Below are 12516 nucleotides of genomic sequence, written 5' to 3'. Positions count from 1 at the left end.
CGTCATGCACTACCTCGATAACCTTCTCCTCAACACCGACAGCTACAAGGCCAGCCATTGGCTGCAGTACCCGCCGGGTACCGATGCCACGTTCTTCTACGTGGAATCACGTGGCGGCCTGCACGATCGCACGGTGTTCTTCGGCCTGCAGGCGATCCTCAAGGACGCGCTGGCACGGCCGGTCACCCACGCTGACATCGACGACGCTGCTGCGGTATTCGCCGCCCATGGCGAGCCGTTCAACGAAGCCGGCTGGCGCGATATCGTCGATCGGCTCGGCGGCCACCTGCCGGTGCGCATCCGTGCCGTGCCCGAGGGCAGCGTGGTACCCACCCACCAGGCACTGATGACCGTCGAGTCGACCGACCCGGCTGCGTTCTGGGTGCCGTCGTACCTGGAAACACTGCTGCTGCGCGTGTGGTACCCGGTCACCGTGGCCACCATCAGCTGGCATGCACGGCAGACCATTGCTGCGTTCCTGCAGCAGACCAGCGACGATCCGCAGGGGCAGCTGCCGTTCAAGCTGCACGACTTCGGCGCCCGCGGTGTATCGAGCCTGGAATCGGCCGCGCTGGGCGGTGCCGCACACCTGGTCAACTTCCTCGGCACCGACACTGTATCGGCCCTGTGCCTGGCCCGCGCGCACTATCACGCGCCAATGGCCGGTTATTCGATTCCTGCCGCCGAGCACAGCACCATCACCAGCTGGGGCCGCGAGCGCGAAGTGGACGCCTACCGCAACATGCTGCGCCAGTTCGGCAAGCCGGGCGCGATCGTGGCAGTGGTGTCGGACAGCTATGACATCTACCGCGCGATCAGTGAGCACTGGGGCACGACGCTGCGTGATGAAGTGATCGCTTCGGGCGCCACCCTGGTCATCCGCCCCGACTCGGGTGACCCGGTGGACGTGGTGGCCGAAAGCCTGCGCCGGCTGGATGAAGCGTTCGGCCACACCCTCAACGGCAAGGGCTACCGCGTACTCAACCACGTGCGGGTGATCCAGGGCGATGGCATCAACCCGGATACGATCCGCGCCATCCTGCAGCGCATCACCGGCGACGGCTATTCGGCCGACAACGTGGCCTTCGGCATGGGCGGCGCGCTGTTGCAGCGGCTGGACCGCGACACCCAGAAGTTCGCGCTGAAGTGCTCGGCAGCACGGGTCGAGGGTGCGTGGATCGACGTCTACAAGGATCCGGTCACCGATGCCGGCAAGACCAGCAAGCGTGGCCGCATGCGCCTGCTGCGGCGCCTGGATGACGGCAGCCTGCACACGGTGGCGTTGCCTCCCAGCGGTGACGAGGCGCTGCCGACCGGCTTCGAGGATGCAATGGTGACCGTGTGGGAGAACGGGCGCCTGCTGCACGACCAGCGGCTGGACGACATCCGGGCCCGGGCCGCAGCGGGGCGCTGAAGGCATTTGCGGGGGGCAGGGCCCGTTGCGGGGCAACGGGGATCCGACCCCGGGCCTTGACCCCTGCAGCCAACAGGTCCACCTTGCACACGCCGAAGGTATCCCTGCCGTGGCTGGATGGCGGCAGGGAGTTAAACGGGAATCCGGTGAAGGCGCTTCGTGCGCCCATTCCGGAGCTGCCCCGCAGCGGTGAATGGAAACGAATCCTGCCAACAGCACTGGGCTCGCGCCTGGGAAGCGGCAGGGAGTAGGTGGGCTGCGGCCCGTGTCCATCAGCCCGAATACCGGCCCCGGCCGGGGGACACGACCGTCCCCTGATTCGACCTGGACTCTCCGCGGGGAGGGTGCCGGGGCCATCGCCAGCCTGCATGTGCAGGCGGCGTGGCCGCGCGCGTCCTGTTCACGGTAACCGGCCAGACCGCTCCCACGCCCTGACGCACGCCACGATGACCGAGTTCCAACGCCCCACCCTGACCCTGCCCGCCGATGGCAAACGCCTGCTGCTGCATTCGTGCTGCGCGCCGTGCTCGGGCGAAGTGATGGAGGCGATCACCGCTTCCGGGATCGACTACGCGATCTTCTTCTACAACCCCAGCATCCACCCGGTGAAGGAGTACGAGCTGCGCAAGCAGGAGAACATCCGCTTCGCCGAGCAGCACGGCATTCCATTCATCGACTGCGACTACGACACCGACAACTGGTTCAGCCGTGCGCGTGGCATGGAGAACGAGCCCGAGCGCGGCATCCGCTGCACGATGTGCTTCGACATGCGTTTCGAACGCACCGCGCTGTACGCGCACGAGCACGGCTACGACACCATCAGTTCGTCGCTGGGCATCTCGCGCTGGAAGAACATGGCGCAGATCAACGACTGCGGCATCCGTGCGGCGTCGCGCTATGAAGGCCTGCAGTACTGGGACTACAACTGGCGCAAGGGCGGCGGTGCCAGCCGCATGATCGAGATCAGCAAGCGCGAGCAGTTCTACCAGCAGGAGTACTGCGGCTGCGTGTACTCGCTGCGCGATGCCAACCGCCATCGCCGAGAGAACGGCCGCGAGCGGATCCGGATCGGCCTGCTGTACTACGGGCAGGACGCTGAGGCGCCGCAGGGCGATTGACCTGTGCCGCCGAGGCGGCCACGCTGGTCACTCCTTTACGTTGTAGTGGACCTGCCATGACCGCCCTGCCCGCCGATGTCGCCCTGCTGGTGATCGACCTGCAGCCGGACTTCATGCCCGGCGGTGCGCTGGCCTGCGACCAGGGCGATGCGCTGGTAACACCGATTGGCGATCTGTTGGCACAGCGTCGCTACCGCACCGTGGTGGCGACTCAGGACTGGCACCCGGCCGACCACGCCTCGTTCGCCAGCCAGCACCCCGGCAAGCGACCGTTCGAAACCATCCTGCTGCACGCGCAGCCGCAGACCCTGTGGCCGGACCACTGCGTGCAGGGCAGCGCGGGTGCCGACCTGCACCCGGGCGTGGACTGGACCGTGGCCGACCTGATCCTGCGCAAGGGCACCCGCCCACAGGTGGACTCGTACAGCGCCTTCCGCGAGAACCACGGCCCCGATGGCGAGCGCCCGGCCACCGGCCTGGCCGGCTGGCTGCATGAGCGCCGCATCCGCGAGGTGCACGTGTGCGGTCTGGCCCGCGACTACTGCGTGCTGTGGAGCGCGCAGGACGCGGTGAAATCCGGCTTCCGGGTGAAGTTCCTGTGGGACCTGACCCGGCCGGTGACCGAGGCCAACGACGCGATGGTGCGCGAAGCGCTGGGCAAGGCAGGGATCGCGATCGCCTGAGGCGTGACCGCCGGGCATGGCCCGGCGCTACCGCGCACGTCGCTTATGCCGCTTTCGCGCTCCTGCCCACAACAACACAATCGATTCATCCAGCCCCCTAACTACGCCCCCTACAGATCGCGGGACGGCCGAACCGGGGGCTTTTCATTGGATGAAATCAGGATTCGGTAGTGCCGGCCGCTGGCCGGCAACTGCAGAGATCCCTGCAGTTGCCGGCCAGCGGCCGGCACTACCGGATAGCACCCGTGGTAGCGCCGGGCCATGCCCGGCGGACGCGGGATGGGCGATTACCGGAACACCACCGTGCGGTGCCCATTGAGCAGGATGCGGTGCTCCACATGGCGGCGAACCGCGCGTGCCAGCACCAGCGATTCGGTGTCGCTGCCCAGCCGCACCAGCTCGCGCGGCGCCATGGCGTGGTCGACGCGGGCCACGTCCTGTTCGATGATCGGGCCTTCGTCCAGATCCTCGGTGACGTAGTGCGCGGTGGCACCGATGATCTTGACCCCGCGCGCGTGCGCCTGGTGATAGGGCTGCGCGCCCTTGAAGCTGGGCAGGAAGCTGTGGTGGATGTTGATCGCACGGCCGGCCAGCGCACGGCACAGCGTGGGTGACAGGATCTGCATGTAGCGCGCCAGCACCACCAGGTCGATGCGCTCACGCTCGACCAGGTCGATGATCTGCTGCTCCTGCACCGCACGCGTATCGGCGGTCACTGGCAGGTGGTGGAACGGTACCTGGTAGGACGCGGCCAATGGCGCGAAGTCGGCGTGGTTGGACGCCACTGCCGCGATGTCGACCTTCAGCTGGCCGCTGTGGGCGCGGAACAGCAGGTCGTTGAGGCAATGCCCCTGCTTGCTGACCAGCACCAGCAGGCGTGCCCGGCGGCGGCCGTCATGCAGCTGCCAGTCCATGCCGAAGCCTTCGGCAAGTTTGGCCATCGCGGCATGCACGGTCTCCAGCGGCAGGCCGGCGTCGCGGTCGAAATGCACGCGCAGGAAGAAGCGGCCGCTCTCCTCGTCACCGAACTGCTGGGCGTCGAGGATGTTGCAGCCGTGGTCGAACAACAGGCCGGACACACGGTAGACGATGCCGGTACGGTCGGGGCAGGACAGGGTGAGGATGGAGTCGGGGCGCATCGCCACAGTGTAGGGCAGCAGGGTGTCGATCGGAGCGATGGTCACCGATGCAAGCGAAGGGCTTGGTTCTGTCCCAAGCGATACTTGGCCGATCCCGTGGCAAGCTGGCCGGTCATGAACCTGTTGCAATTGATCCGCAGCTTCACCCGCACCGCAGAGACCGGCAGCATTGCCGCTGCGGCCCGCATCCTTGGCATCAGCGCCACCGCAGTCGGCCAGAACATCCACCGGCTGGAGGCGCATCTGGGCGTAAGGCTGCTGAACCGGAGTACGCGCCAACTCGCCCTCAGCGAGGCCGGCGCGCTGTACCTGGCGCAGGTGCGCCATATCGAGGGCGACCTGGCGCGCGCGCAGGCGAGGGTCACTGCCGGTGATATCGAACCGGCCGGGCCCCTGCGCATCGCCAGCAGCAGCGCCTTCGGCCGCCACGTGCTGGCACCGCTGCTGCCGTCACTGCAGCAGCGCTACCCGCAACTGCAGCTGGAGCTGCGCCTGACCGACCGCGCCGTGCAGCATGGTCCAGAGGCGGTGGATGCCAGCATCCGCATCGGCGCGCAGCTGGAAGACGGCGTCGTCGCACGGCAGCTGGCGCGCGTGCCGTTCGTGTTCTGTGCCGCGCCAGCCTACCTGCAGGCCCATGGCACGCCGCAGGAACCCGCCGAACTGGGTCGCCATCGCGGGCTGCTGCACCGCTTCCCCACCGATGGCCGACCGCTGCGCTGGGGTCTGCTGAAGGACGGCCAGCGCGTGGACGCCGCGCTGCCACCGAGCATGGTCTGCGATGACATCGATGCGCTGGCGACGCTGGCGGCGACCGGTGCCGGCATCACCCGGCTCGCCGCATTCGTGGCCGAGCCGTACCTGCGCGATGGCCGCCTGCAGGCGGTGTTCGGCGCCGACACCGCGTGGCGCCCGGAACCGATGGAGGTCTACTTCTGCGTCAGCGACCGCCGCGATTTCACCGCCAAGATCCGCGCGCTGTTCGAGCACCTGCAGGCCGGCATGGCGCCGGCCTGGCGGGTGTGAACCTCAGCGCGCCTTGAACACGCCACGCGCCTCGCGCGGCTCGCAGCGCAGGTACTGCGGCGCCGGTTCCACGCTGTCGCGCAATGCGGCAGCAGCGTGCCACGGCCAGCGCGGGTCGTAGAGGATGCCGCGTGCCAGCGCTACCGCATCGGCGTGGCGATGGCGCAGGATCGATTCGGCCTGCTCCGGTTCGGTGATCATGCCCACCGCGATCACCGGCATGCGTACCTTGGCCTTGATCGCCGCGGCGAACGGCACCTGGTAGCCGGGACCGACGGTGATCTTCTGGCGCTCGTCCAGGCCACCGCTGGAAACGTGCAGGAAGTTGCAGCCGCGCGCATCCAGCACCTGGGCCAGCGCTTCGCTCTGCACCAGATCCCAGCCACCCTCGACCCAGTCGCTGGCGGAAATGCGCACGCCCACGGCGATCCTGTCCGATACCGCCGCACGCACCGCGTCGAACACTTCCACGAGCAGGCGCAGGCGGTTCGGCAGCGAGCCGCCATAGCCATCGGTGCGGCGGTTGCTCAGCGGCGACAGGAACTGGTGCAGCAGGTAGCCGTGCGCGGCATGCAGCTCGATCAGCTCGAAGCCCAGGCGCTCGGCGCGCACCGCACTGGCGGCGAAGGCGGCGATCACCTCGGCGATGCCGGCCTCGTCCAGTTCCTGCGGTGCCGGATCGGCGGCATGGAACGGCAGCGGCGACGGCGCCACCGTGGCCCAGCCACGCGCATCATCGGCCGGCAGCTGGCCGCCGCCGTCCCACGGGCGCTTCACCGAGGCCTTGCGACCGGCGTGGCCGAGCTGGATGCCCAATGGCATCGGCGACCAGCGGCGGACGCTGGCCAGCACCTGTGCCAGCGCGGCCTCGGTGCCATCGTCCCACAGGCCCAGGTCGGCCCAGCTGATGCGGCCGCGCGGTTCGACGGCGGTGGCTTCCAGGATCAGCAGGCCGGCACCGGACTGCGCCAGGTTGCCCAGGTGCATGGCGTGCCAGTCGCTGGCGCGGCCGTCCTCGGCGGAGTACTGGCACATCGGCGCGATGACGATGCGGTTGGACAGGGTCAGGGGGCCGAACGAAATCGGCGAGAACAGCTGGCTCAAGACGGTGATGAACGACGTAGGGGGTGCGTATTGCACCGCTGCGCGGCTCGCGGATCAACCATCTGGATGGATCGCTGTTTCGCGTGACCTGCAGCAGCCGAGCGTGCGCCCGGCTCTACAGAAGCCCTCGCCCCTTGTAGAGCCGAGCCCGTGCTCGGCTCAGCGCGCAGCCCACGTGGCCAGCGCTTCAGCGCAGTCCCGCTCATCCTTGAACAACAGCAGGTCGTCGGCTCGGGTGCGGCCTCGGTTCAGCGCCGCTACCGGCAACCCTGCCTTCGCGGCCGCCTGCACGAAGCGGAAGCCGGAATAGACCATCAGTGACGAGCCCACCACCAGCACGGCGTCGGCCTGCTGCAGGTGATCGTGCACCGCCGCCACCCGTTCACGCGGCACGTTCTCGCCGAAGAACACCACATCCGGCTTCAGCAGGCCGCCGCAGTACGGACAATCGGGCACCACGAACGTGGAGAAATCGGTCTCCAGATCGGCATCGCCATCGGGCGCGATACCGGCCTCCAGCGCATCCCAGCCCGGATTGGCGTCCAGCAGCCGCTGCTGGAAATCCTCGCGGCCACTGCGGCGCTCACAGCCCATGCAGCGCACCCGGTCCAGGCGGCCATGCAGGTCGATCACCTTGTGGCTGCCGGCGCGCTGGTGCAGGCCGTCCACGTTCTGGGTCAGCAGCAGCTGCAGCTTGCCGCTGTTTTCCAGTGCGGCCAGGGCCTGGTGGGTACCGTTGGGCCGGGCCAGGCCGAAGCGCGGCCAGCCCAGCAGGCTGCGCGCCCAGTAGCGCTGGCGGGTACCCGCTTCGCCCATGAACGCCTGGTAGGTCACCGGCGGCGTGCGTTTCCACTGGCCGTCGGTATCGCGATAGTCGGGAATGCCCGAGGCGGTGCTGCAACCGGCGCCGGTCAGCACGAACAGGCGCTGGGCGCGGTCGATGAAGTCGGTCAGCGGCGAGGTCATGGCTGCCAGATGGGGGCGCCGCAGCGCCCGTGCAAGCGCCGGCTCAGGCGGCCGGCAGCGGCGGCACCGCGATCGGGTGGCCGTCCTCGTCCAGCGCGATCATCACGAAGTGGCCGCGGGTACACAGCTTGCGCTCGCCGCTGTGCAGGTCCTCGGCGACCAGTTCCACCTCGACCTTCATCGAGCTGCGCCCGACTTCGACGATGCGGCCGATGGTTTCCACCATCTGGCCGATGCGGATCGGCAGCTTGAAGTCGACCTGGTCGCTGCGCGCGGTCACCACGGTGCGGCGCGAATAGCGGGCGGCGGCCAGGAAGGCGGCCTTGTCCATCCACGCCAATGCCTGGCCACCGAACAGGGTGCCGAGGTGATTGGTGTGGTTGGGGAAGACGATTTCGGCCATGCGCACTTCGGTGGGCGGCACGGTCTCGGGGATCGGGGTCATGGGGGGGCTTCGGTGTGGGGTCCGTCAATTTTAAGCCAGGCCCCGTGCAGGCGACGCTACACTGCGCCACGCCCACTGCCAGGACCGCCCATGCCCGCACTTTCCGACCTGCTGGCCTTTGCGCTGGTTTCGCTGGCCATGGTGCTCACGCCCGGGCCGAACATGATCTACGTCATCTCGCGCTCGATCTGCCAAGGGCCGCTCGCCGGGCTGATCTCGCTGGGCGGGGTGGCGCTGGGCTTCGTGTTCTACATGCTGTGCGCGGCACTGGGCATCACCGCCCTGCTGATGACCGTGCCGTTCGCCTATGAGGCGCTGCGCATCGGTGGCGCGCTGTACCTGCTGTACCTGGCGTGGCAGGCGCTGAAGCCCGGCGGCCGTTCGCCGTTCGCGGTGCGCGAGCTGCCGCAGGACAGCCCGCGCAGACTGTTCACGATGGGCTTGCTGACCAATCTGCTGAACCCGAAAGTGGCGGTGATGTACCTGTCGCTGCTGCCGCAGTTCCTGCATCCGGACAGCGAAGGCAGTGTGCTGATGCAGTCGATCGTGCTGGGCTGCACCCAGATCCTGGTCAGCGTCAGCGTGAACGGCCTGATCGCGCTGGCCGCCGGCAGCATCGCCGGCTTCCTGGCCGCGCGCCCCACCTGGCAGAGGGTGCAGCGCTGGCTGATGGGTACGGTGCTGGCCGGGCTGGCGGTGCGCATGGCGGTGGAAGGACGGCGCTAGCGCTTTGTAGAGTCGAGCCATGCTCGACTTTCTTGCGAACAGCAGTCGAGCACGGCTCGACTCTACAAAAGCCAGGCGCGCAACAAAAAACCCCGGCATTGGCCGGGGTTTTTCGTTGCGAAAGGCCTGACCGGTTCGATCAGAAGTTCATGTCGAAGGCGACTTCGCCCTGCACGCCGACCTGGTAGGCCGAGACGCGGCGTTCGAAGAAGTTGGTCAGTTCCTGCACGTCCTGCAGTTCCATGAACGGCAGCGGGTTGCGCACGTTGTACTTCTTTTCCATGCCCAGTTTGGCGAAGTGCTGATCGGCACAATGCTGCAGGTACTGGCGCATGTCACGGGTCGAGATGCCGGCCACGCCGCCGGACAGCACGTCCTCGGCGAACTGCACTTCGCATTCGATGGCTTCGGCCAACATGTCGTAGACCTGCTGCTTCATCTCGTCGTCGAACAGGTCCGGCTCTTCCTCACGCACCACGCGCACCGACTCGAAGGCGAACTCCATGTGCGCGCTTTCGTCGCGGAACACCCAGTTGGTGCCCGAGGCCAGGCCCGGCAGCAGGCCGCGCGAACGGAAGTAGTACACGTAGGCAAACGCAGCGAAGAAGAACAGGCCTTCAATGCAGGCGGCGAAGCAGATCTGGTTGAGCAGGAACTGGCGACGCTGTTCGCGGGTCTCGATGCGGGTCAGGTCCTGGATCGAGTCGATCCACTTGAAGCAGAAATCGGCCTTCTTCTTGATCGAGTCGATGTTCTCCACCGCCGAGAACGCCTTGGCGCGCTCTTCCGGATCCGGCAGGTAGTTGTCGAGCAGGGTCAGGTAGAACTGCACGTGCAGTGCTTCTTCATACAGCTGGCGCGACAGGTACATGCGCGCTTCCGGCGCATTCAAGTGCTGGTACAGGTTCAGCACCAGGTTGTTGGACACGATCGAATCGCCGGTGGCGAAGAACGCGACCAGGCGGTGGATCAGGTGGCGCTCACCCGGCGACATCTTGCTGTGCAGGTCGGTGATGTCGATCTGGAAGTTGATCTCTTCCACCGTCCAGGTGTTCTTGATCGCATTCCGGTACATGTCATAGAACTGCGGGTAGCGCATCGGGCGCAGGGTCAGTTCAAAACCGGGATCGAGCAGCATCTGCTTGGGCTTGTCGGCCATGGGTGTTTCCTTGAATTCTCGGGTCAAAACGCCGGGCATGGCCCGGCGCTACCTTGGTGTTTCCGTGCTGCAGCCGAGCATGGCTCGGCTCTACAGGTGCGAGGTGTTCGAGTGCCGACCAACGGTCGGCACCCACCGCGCGGCGTGTTACTGGCAGGCCTCGCAGGCTTCCGGGTTTTCCAGCGAGCAGGCGATGGCTTCGTCCGGGCTGAACACCTTGGCCGGTGCGGCGGCACTCACCGTCGTCTTGGCGATCTTGGTGGCCGGGCGCGAACGCAGGTAGTAGGTGGTCTTGATGCCCTGCTTCCAGGCGTACATGTACATGGAGGACATCGCGCCGATGTTCGGGCTTTCCATGAACAGGTTGAGCGAGGCCGACTGGTCGATGAAGGCGCCACGCTCGGCGGCCATGTCGATCAGCGAACGCATCGGCAGTTCCCACGCGGTGCGGTAGACCTCGCGCAGCGTTTCCGGGATCTGCGCCACGCCGGCGATCGAGCCTTCGGCCAGCTTGATGGCATCGCGCATTTCCGGCGTCCACAGGCCCAGCTTCTTCAGCTCGTTGACCAGGTAACGGTTGACCTGCAGGAAGTCACCGGACAGGGTCTCGCGCTTGAACAGGTTGGACACCTGCGGCTCGACGCACTCGTAGCAACCGGCGATCGAGGCGATGGTCGCGGTCGGCGCGATCGCGATCATCAGCGAGTTGCGCAGGCCGTGTTCCTTGATGCGCTCACGCAGGGCATCCCAGCGCGCAGTGTCTTCCGGCACCACGTTCCAGGCGTCGAACTGCAGTTCGCCACTGGCGGCACGGGTGTCGTTGAACGACGGGTGCTTGCCGCGTTCCTGGGCCAGCTCGCAGGAGGTTTCCAGCGCGTGGAAGTAGATCGCTTCGGCGATCTTCTTCGACAGCGCGCGGGCTTCGGCGCTGTCGAACGGCAGGCGCTTGCGGAAGAACACATCCTGCAGGCCCATGCAGCCCAGGCCGACCGGACGCCAGCGCAGGTTGGCGCGGCGGGCGGTTTCGATCGGGTAGAAGTTCAGGTCGATGACGCGGTCGAGCTGGCGCACGGCCAGGCGCACGGTCTCGGCCAGCTTGTCGAAGTCGAACTCGTTGTGCTCGTCGAAGTGGTTGCCCAGGTTGATCGAACCCAGGTTGCACACTGCGGTTTCATCGTTGGAAGTGACTTCCAGGATTTCCGTGCACAGGTTGGACAGGTGGATCACGTTGCCTGGACGCAGGGTCTGGTTGCTGGCGCGGTTGCACTTGTCCTTGAAGGTCATCCAGCCGTTGCCGGTCTCGGCCAGCGTACGCATCATGCGGGCGTACAGCTTGCGCGCGGGGATGGTGCGGCTGGCCTTGCCCTGGGCTTCGGCCTGCAGGTAGGCAGCCTCGAAGGCTTCGCCAAACAGGTCGGTGAACTCCGGCACGACGCGCGGATCGAACAGCGACCATTCCTGGTCGGCCTCGACGCGCTTCATGAACAGGTCCGGCACCCAGTTGGCCAGGTTCAGGTTGTGCGCACGGCGGGCTTCGTCACCGGTGTTGTCACGCAGTTCGAGGAAGTCCTCGATGTCGGCGTGCCAGGTTTCCAGGTACACGCAGGCTGCGCCCTTGCGCTTGCCGCCCTGGTTCACCGCGGCCACGGACGAATCCATGGTCTTCAGCCACGGCACGATGCCGTTGGAGTGGCCGTTGGTCGACTTGATCAGCGAGCCACGCGAACGCACGCGGGTGTAGCTGACGCCGATGCCGCCGGAGAACTTCGACAGCTGGGCGATGTCGCCGTACTTGGCATAGATCGACTCCAGCGAGTCCTGCGGCGAGTCCAGCAGGAAGCACGAGGACAGCTGCTCGTGGGTGGTGCCGGAGTTGAACAGGGTCGGGCTGGACGGCAGGTAGTCCAGGTTGCCCATGCGCTTGTACAGCGCCAGGGTCTCGGACACGTCCTCGCTCAGCGCGCTGGCGATGCGCAGGAAGAACTGCTGCGGGGTCTCGATCACCTTGCGGGTGTGCGGATGGCGCAGCAGGTAACGGTCGTACAGGGTACGCAGGCCGAAGTAATCGAAGTTCAGGTCCAGCGAGATGTCGATGGCGTCGTTGAGCTTGCGTGCATTGGTCTGCACGAAGTTCAGCAGGCGGTCGTTGATCAGGCCGACTTCATGGCCACGGCTGACCGACTGCGAGAAGGCGTAGATTTCCTGGCCGGAGACTTCCTTGGCGATGTAGTTGGCCAGCAGGCGCGCAGCCAGGCGGCCGTATTCGGGCTCTTCACCGATCAGCAGGGCGGCGGTGCGGATGGACAGTTCGTCCAGCTCGCGGGTGGTGGCGCCGTTGTACAGGCCGGAAATGGTGCGGGTGGCCACGCGCATCGGGTCAACGGCGTGCAGGCCTTCGGAGGAACGCTGCACCGCGCGCACGATCTTGTTCAGGTCCACCAGCTCGGTGGTCCCGTTGCGCTTGGTCACACTCATCGCGTTGGCCGTCGGCGGCGACGTCAACAGGAATTCGCTTTCCTTCTCGATGGTGGCGCTGGATTCGGTGCTCACGGCGTATGTCCTCTTGGCGTGATTGGGGGTGCTCGATGCATCGGGGTGACGCAGCCCGGGACATGACGGCCCAGGATGGCAGGACGGCGTCGCAGGGGATGAGACCCTGCGCCTGCCACTGCCGTTGACGATCGCCAATGGAGACTGCGGCCAACCCCCAGCCGTGGGGTTGCGGCGACCGACGGC

Annotated in this window: 11 protein-coding genes and 1 riboswitch; of the genes, 5 read left to right on the top strand and 6 right to left on the bottom strand. The window is 66.8% G+C overall.

Annotated elements, in window-relative coordinates:
• Positions 1-4: 4 nt before the first annotated feature.
• The 3 genes from ROV93_RS09340 (at position 5) to pncA (ending at position 3215) form a co-directional block, all read left to right on the top strand.
• Positions 5-1414, top strand: coding sequence for a nicotinate phosphoribosyltransferase (locus ROV93_RS09340; protein WP_072167305.1), 1410 nt, complete (start codon positions 5-7; stop codon positions 1412-1414).
• 93 nt (positions 1415-1507) lie between these two features.
• Positions 1508-1722: riboswitch (cobalamin riboswitch) on the top strand.
• Positions 1723-1860: 138 nt separating this feature from the next.
• A complete protein-coding gene (locus ROV93_RS09335; protein ID WP_180890597.1) occupies positions 1861-2532 on the top strand; it encodes an epoxyqueuosine reductase QueH in 672 nt (223 codons plus the stop codon).
• 56 nt (positions 2533-2588) lie between these two features.
• Positions 2589-3215 carry a bifunctional nicotinamidase/pyrazinamidase gene (pncA, locus tag ROV93_RS09330; protein ID WP_072167306.1) on the top strand — a complete coding sequence of 209 codons (627 nt, stop codon included), beginning with the start codon at positions 2589-2591 and terminating at the stop codon, positions 3213-3215.
• Positions 3216-3502: 287 nt separating this feature from the next.
• Here pncA and purU read toward each other — a convergent pair whose 3' ends face one another.
• On the bottom strand, positions 3503-4354 hold the full coding sequence (gene purU, locus ROV93_RS09325; protein WP_061480748.1) for a formyltetrahydrofolate deformylase: 852 nt from the start codon (positions 4352-4354) through the stop codon (positions 3503-3505).
• A gap of 114 nt (positions 4355-4468) precedes the next feature.
• Between purU and ROV93_RS09320 the strand changes: the two genes are divergently transcribed.
• Complete coding sequence (locus ROV93_RS09320; protein ID WP_072167428.1) at positions 4469-5380, top strand: LysR family transcriptional regulator; 912 nt, start codon at positions 4469-4471, stop codon at positions 5378-5380.
• 3 nt (positions 5381-5383) lie between these two features.
• Here ROV93_RS09320 and ROV93_RS09315 read toward each other — a convergent pair whose 3' ends face one another.
• The 3 genes from ROV93_RS09315 to ROV93_RS09305 form a co-directional block, all read right to left on the bottom strand.
• Entirely contained in the window at positions 5384-6484 is a 1101-nt protein-coding gene (locus ROV93_RS09315; RefSeq protein ID WP_072167307.1) for an NADH:flavin oxidoreductase/NADH oxidase, read from the bottom strand.
• 159 nt (positions 6485-6643) lie between these two features.
• Positions 6644-7450 carry an NAD-dependent protein deacetylase gene (locus ROV93_RS09310; RefSeq protein ID WP_072167308.1) on the bottom strand — a complete coding sequence of 269 codons (807 nt, stop codon included), beginning with the start codon at positions 7448-7450 and terminating at the stop codon, positions 6644-6646.
• A 43-nt stretch (positions 7451-7493) separates the two neighbouring features.
• Complete coding sequence (locus ROV93_RS09305) at positions 7494-7895, bottom strand: acyl-CoA thioesterase (protein ID WP_021203756.1); 402 nt, start codon at positions 7893-7895, stop codon at positions 7494-7496.
• Between the two features lie 90 nt (positions 7896-7985).
• On the opposite strand from ROV93_RS09305, the gene ROV93_RS09300 reads away from it, so the two are divergent.
• On the top strand, positions 7986-8621 hold the full coding sequence (locus ROV93_RS09300; protein WP_072167309.1) for a LysE family translocator: 636 nt from the start codon (positions 7986-7988) through the stop codon (positions 8619-8621).
• Between the two features lie 139 nt (positions 8622-8760).
• Here the strand turns inward: ROV93_RS09300 and ROV93_RS09295 are convergent, their stop codons facing one another.
• A complete protein-coding gene (locus tag ROV93_RS09295) occupies positions 8761-9780 on the bottom strand; it encodes a ribonucleotide-diphosphate reductase subunit beta (protein WP_005420683.1) in 1020 nt (339 codons plus the stop codon).
• A gap of 147 nt (positions 9781-9927) precedes the next feature.
• Positions 9928-12330, bottom strand: coding sequence for a ribonucleoside-diphosphate reductase subunit alpha (locus ROV93_RS09290; RefSeq protein WP_072167310.1), 2403 nt, complete (start codon positions 12328-12330; stop codon positions 9928-9930).
• Positions 12331-12516: the final 186 nt, after the last annotated feature.

The organism is Stenotrophomonas maltophilia group sp. msm4, assembly GCF_032025605.1.
Classification (GTDB): Bacteria; Pseudomonadota; Gammaproteobacteria; order Xanthomonadales; family Xanthomonadaceae; genus Stenotrophomonas; species Stenotrophomonas sepilia.
Note: the sequence above shows the minus strand (reverse complement) of the source record. Positions and strands in the feature narration are given on the sequence as shown.

Excerpts from the sequence above, each read along its gene's own strand:
- ROV93_RS09340 (WP_072167305.1), top strand. The coding sequence starts at position 5 with ATGCACTACCTCGATAACCTTCTCCTCAACACCGACAGCTACAAGGCC.
- pncA (WP_072167306.1), top strand. The coding sequence starts at position 2,589 with ATGACCGCCCTGCCCGCCGATGTCGCCCTGCTGGTGATCGACCTGCAG.
- ROV93_RS09335 (WP_180890597.1), top strand. The coding sequence starts at position 1,861 with ATGACCGAGTTCCAACGCCCCACCCTGACCCTGCCCGCCGATGGCAAA.
- ROV93_RS09320 (WP_072167428.1), top strand. The coding sequence starts at position 4,469 with ATGAACCTGTTGCAATTGATCCGCAGCTTCACCCGCACCGCAGAGACC.
- ROV93_RS09305 (WP_021203756.1), bottom strand. The coding sequence starts at position 7,895 with ATGACCCCGATCCCCGAGACCGTGCCGCCCACCGAAGTGCGCATGGCC.
- purU (WP_061480748.1), bottom strand. The coding sequence starts at position 4,354 with ATGCGCCCCGACTCCATCCTCACCCTGTCCTGCCCCGACCGTACCGGC.
- ROV93_RS09295 (WP_005420683.1), bottom strand. The coding sequence starts at position 9,780 with ATGGCCGACAAGCCCAAGCAGATGCTGCTCGATCCCGGTTTTGAACTG.
- ROV93_RS09310 (WP_072167308.1), bottom strand. The coding sequence starts at position 7,450 with ATGACCTCGCCGCTGACCGACTTCATCGACCGCGCCCAGCGCCTGTTC.
- ROV93_RS09300 (WP_072167309.1), top strand. The coding sequence starts at position 7,986 with ATGCCCGCACTTTCCGACCTGCTGGCCTTTGCGCTGGTTTCGCTGGCC.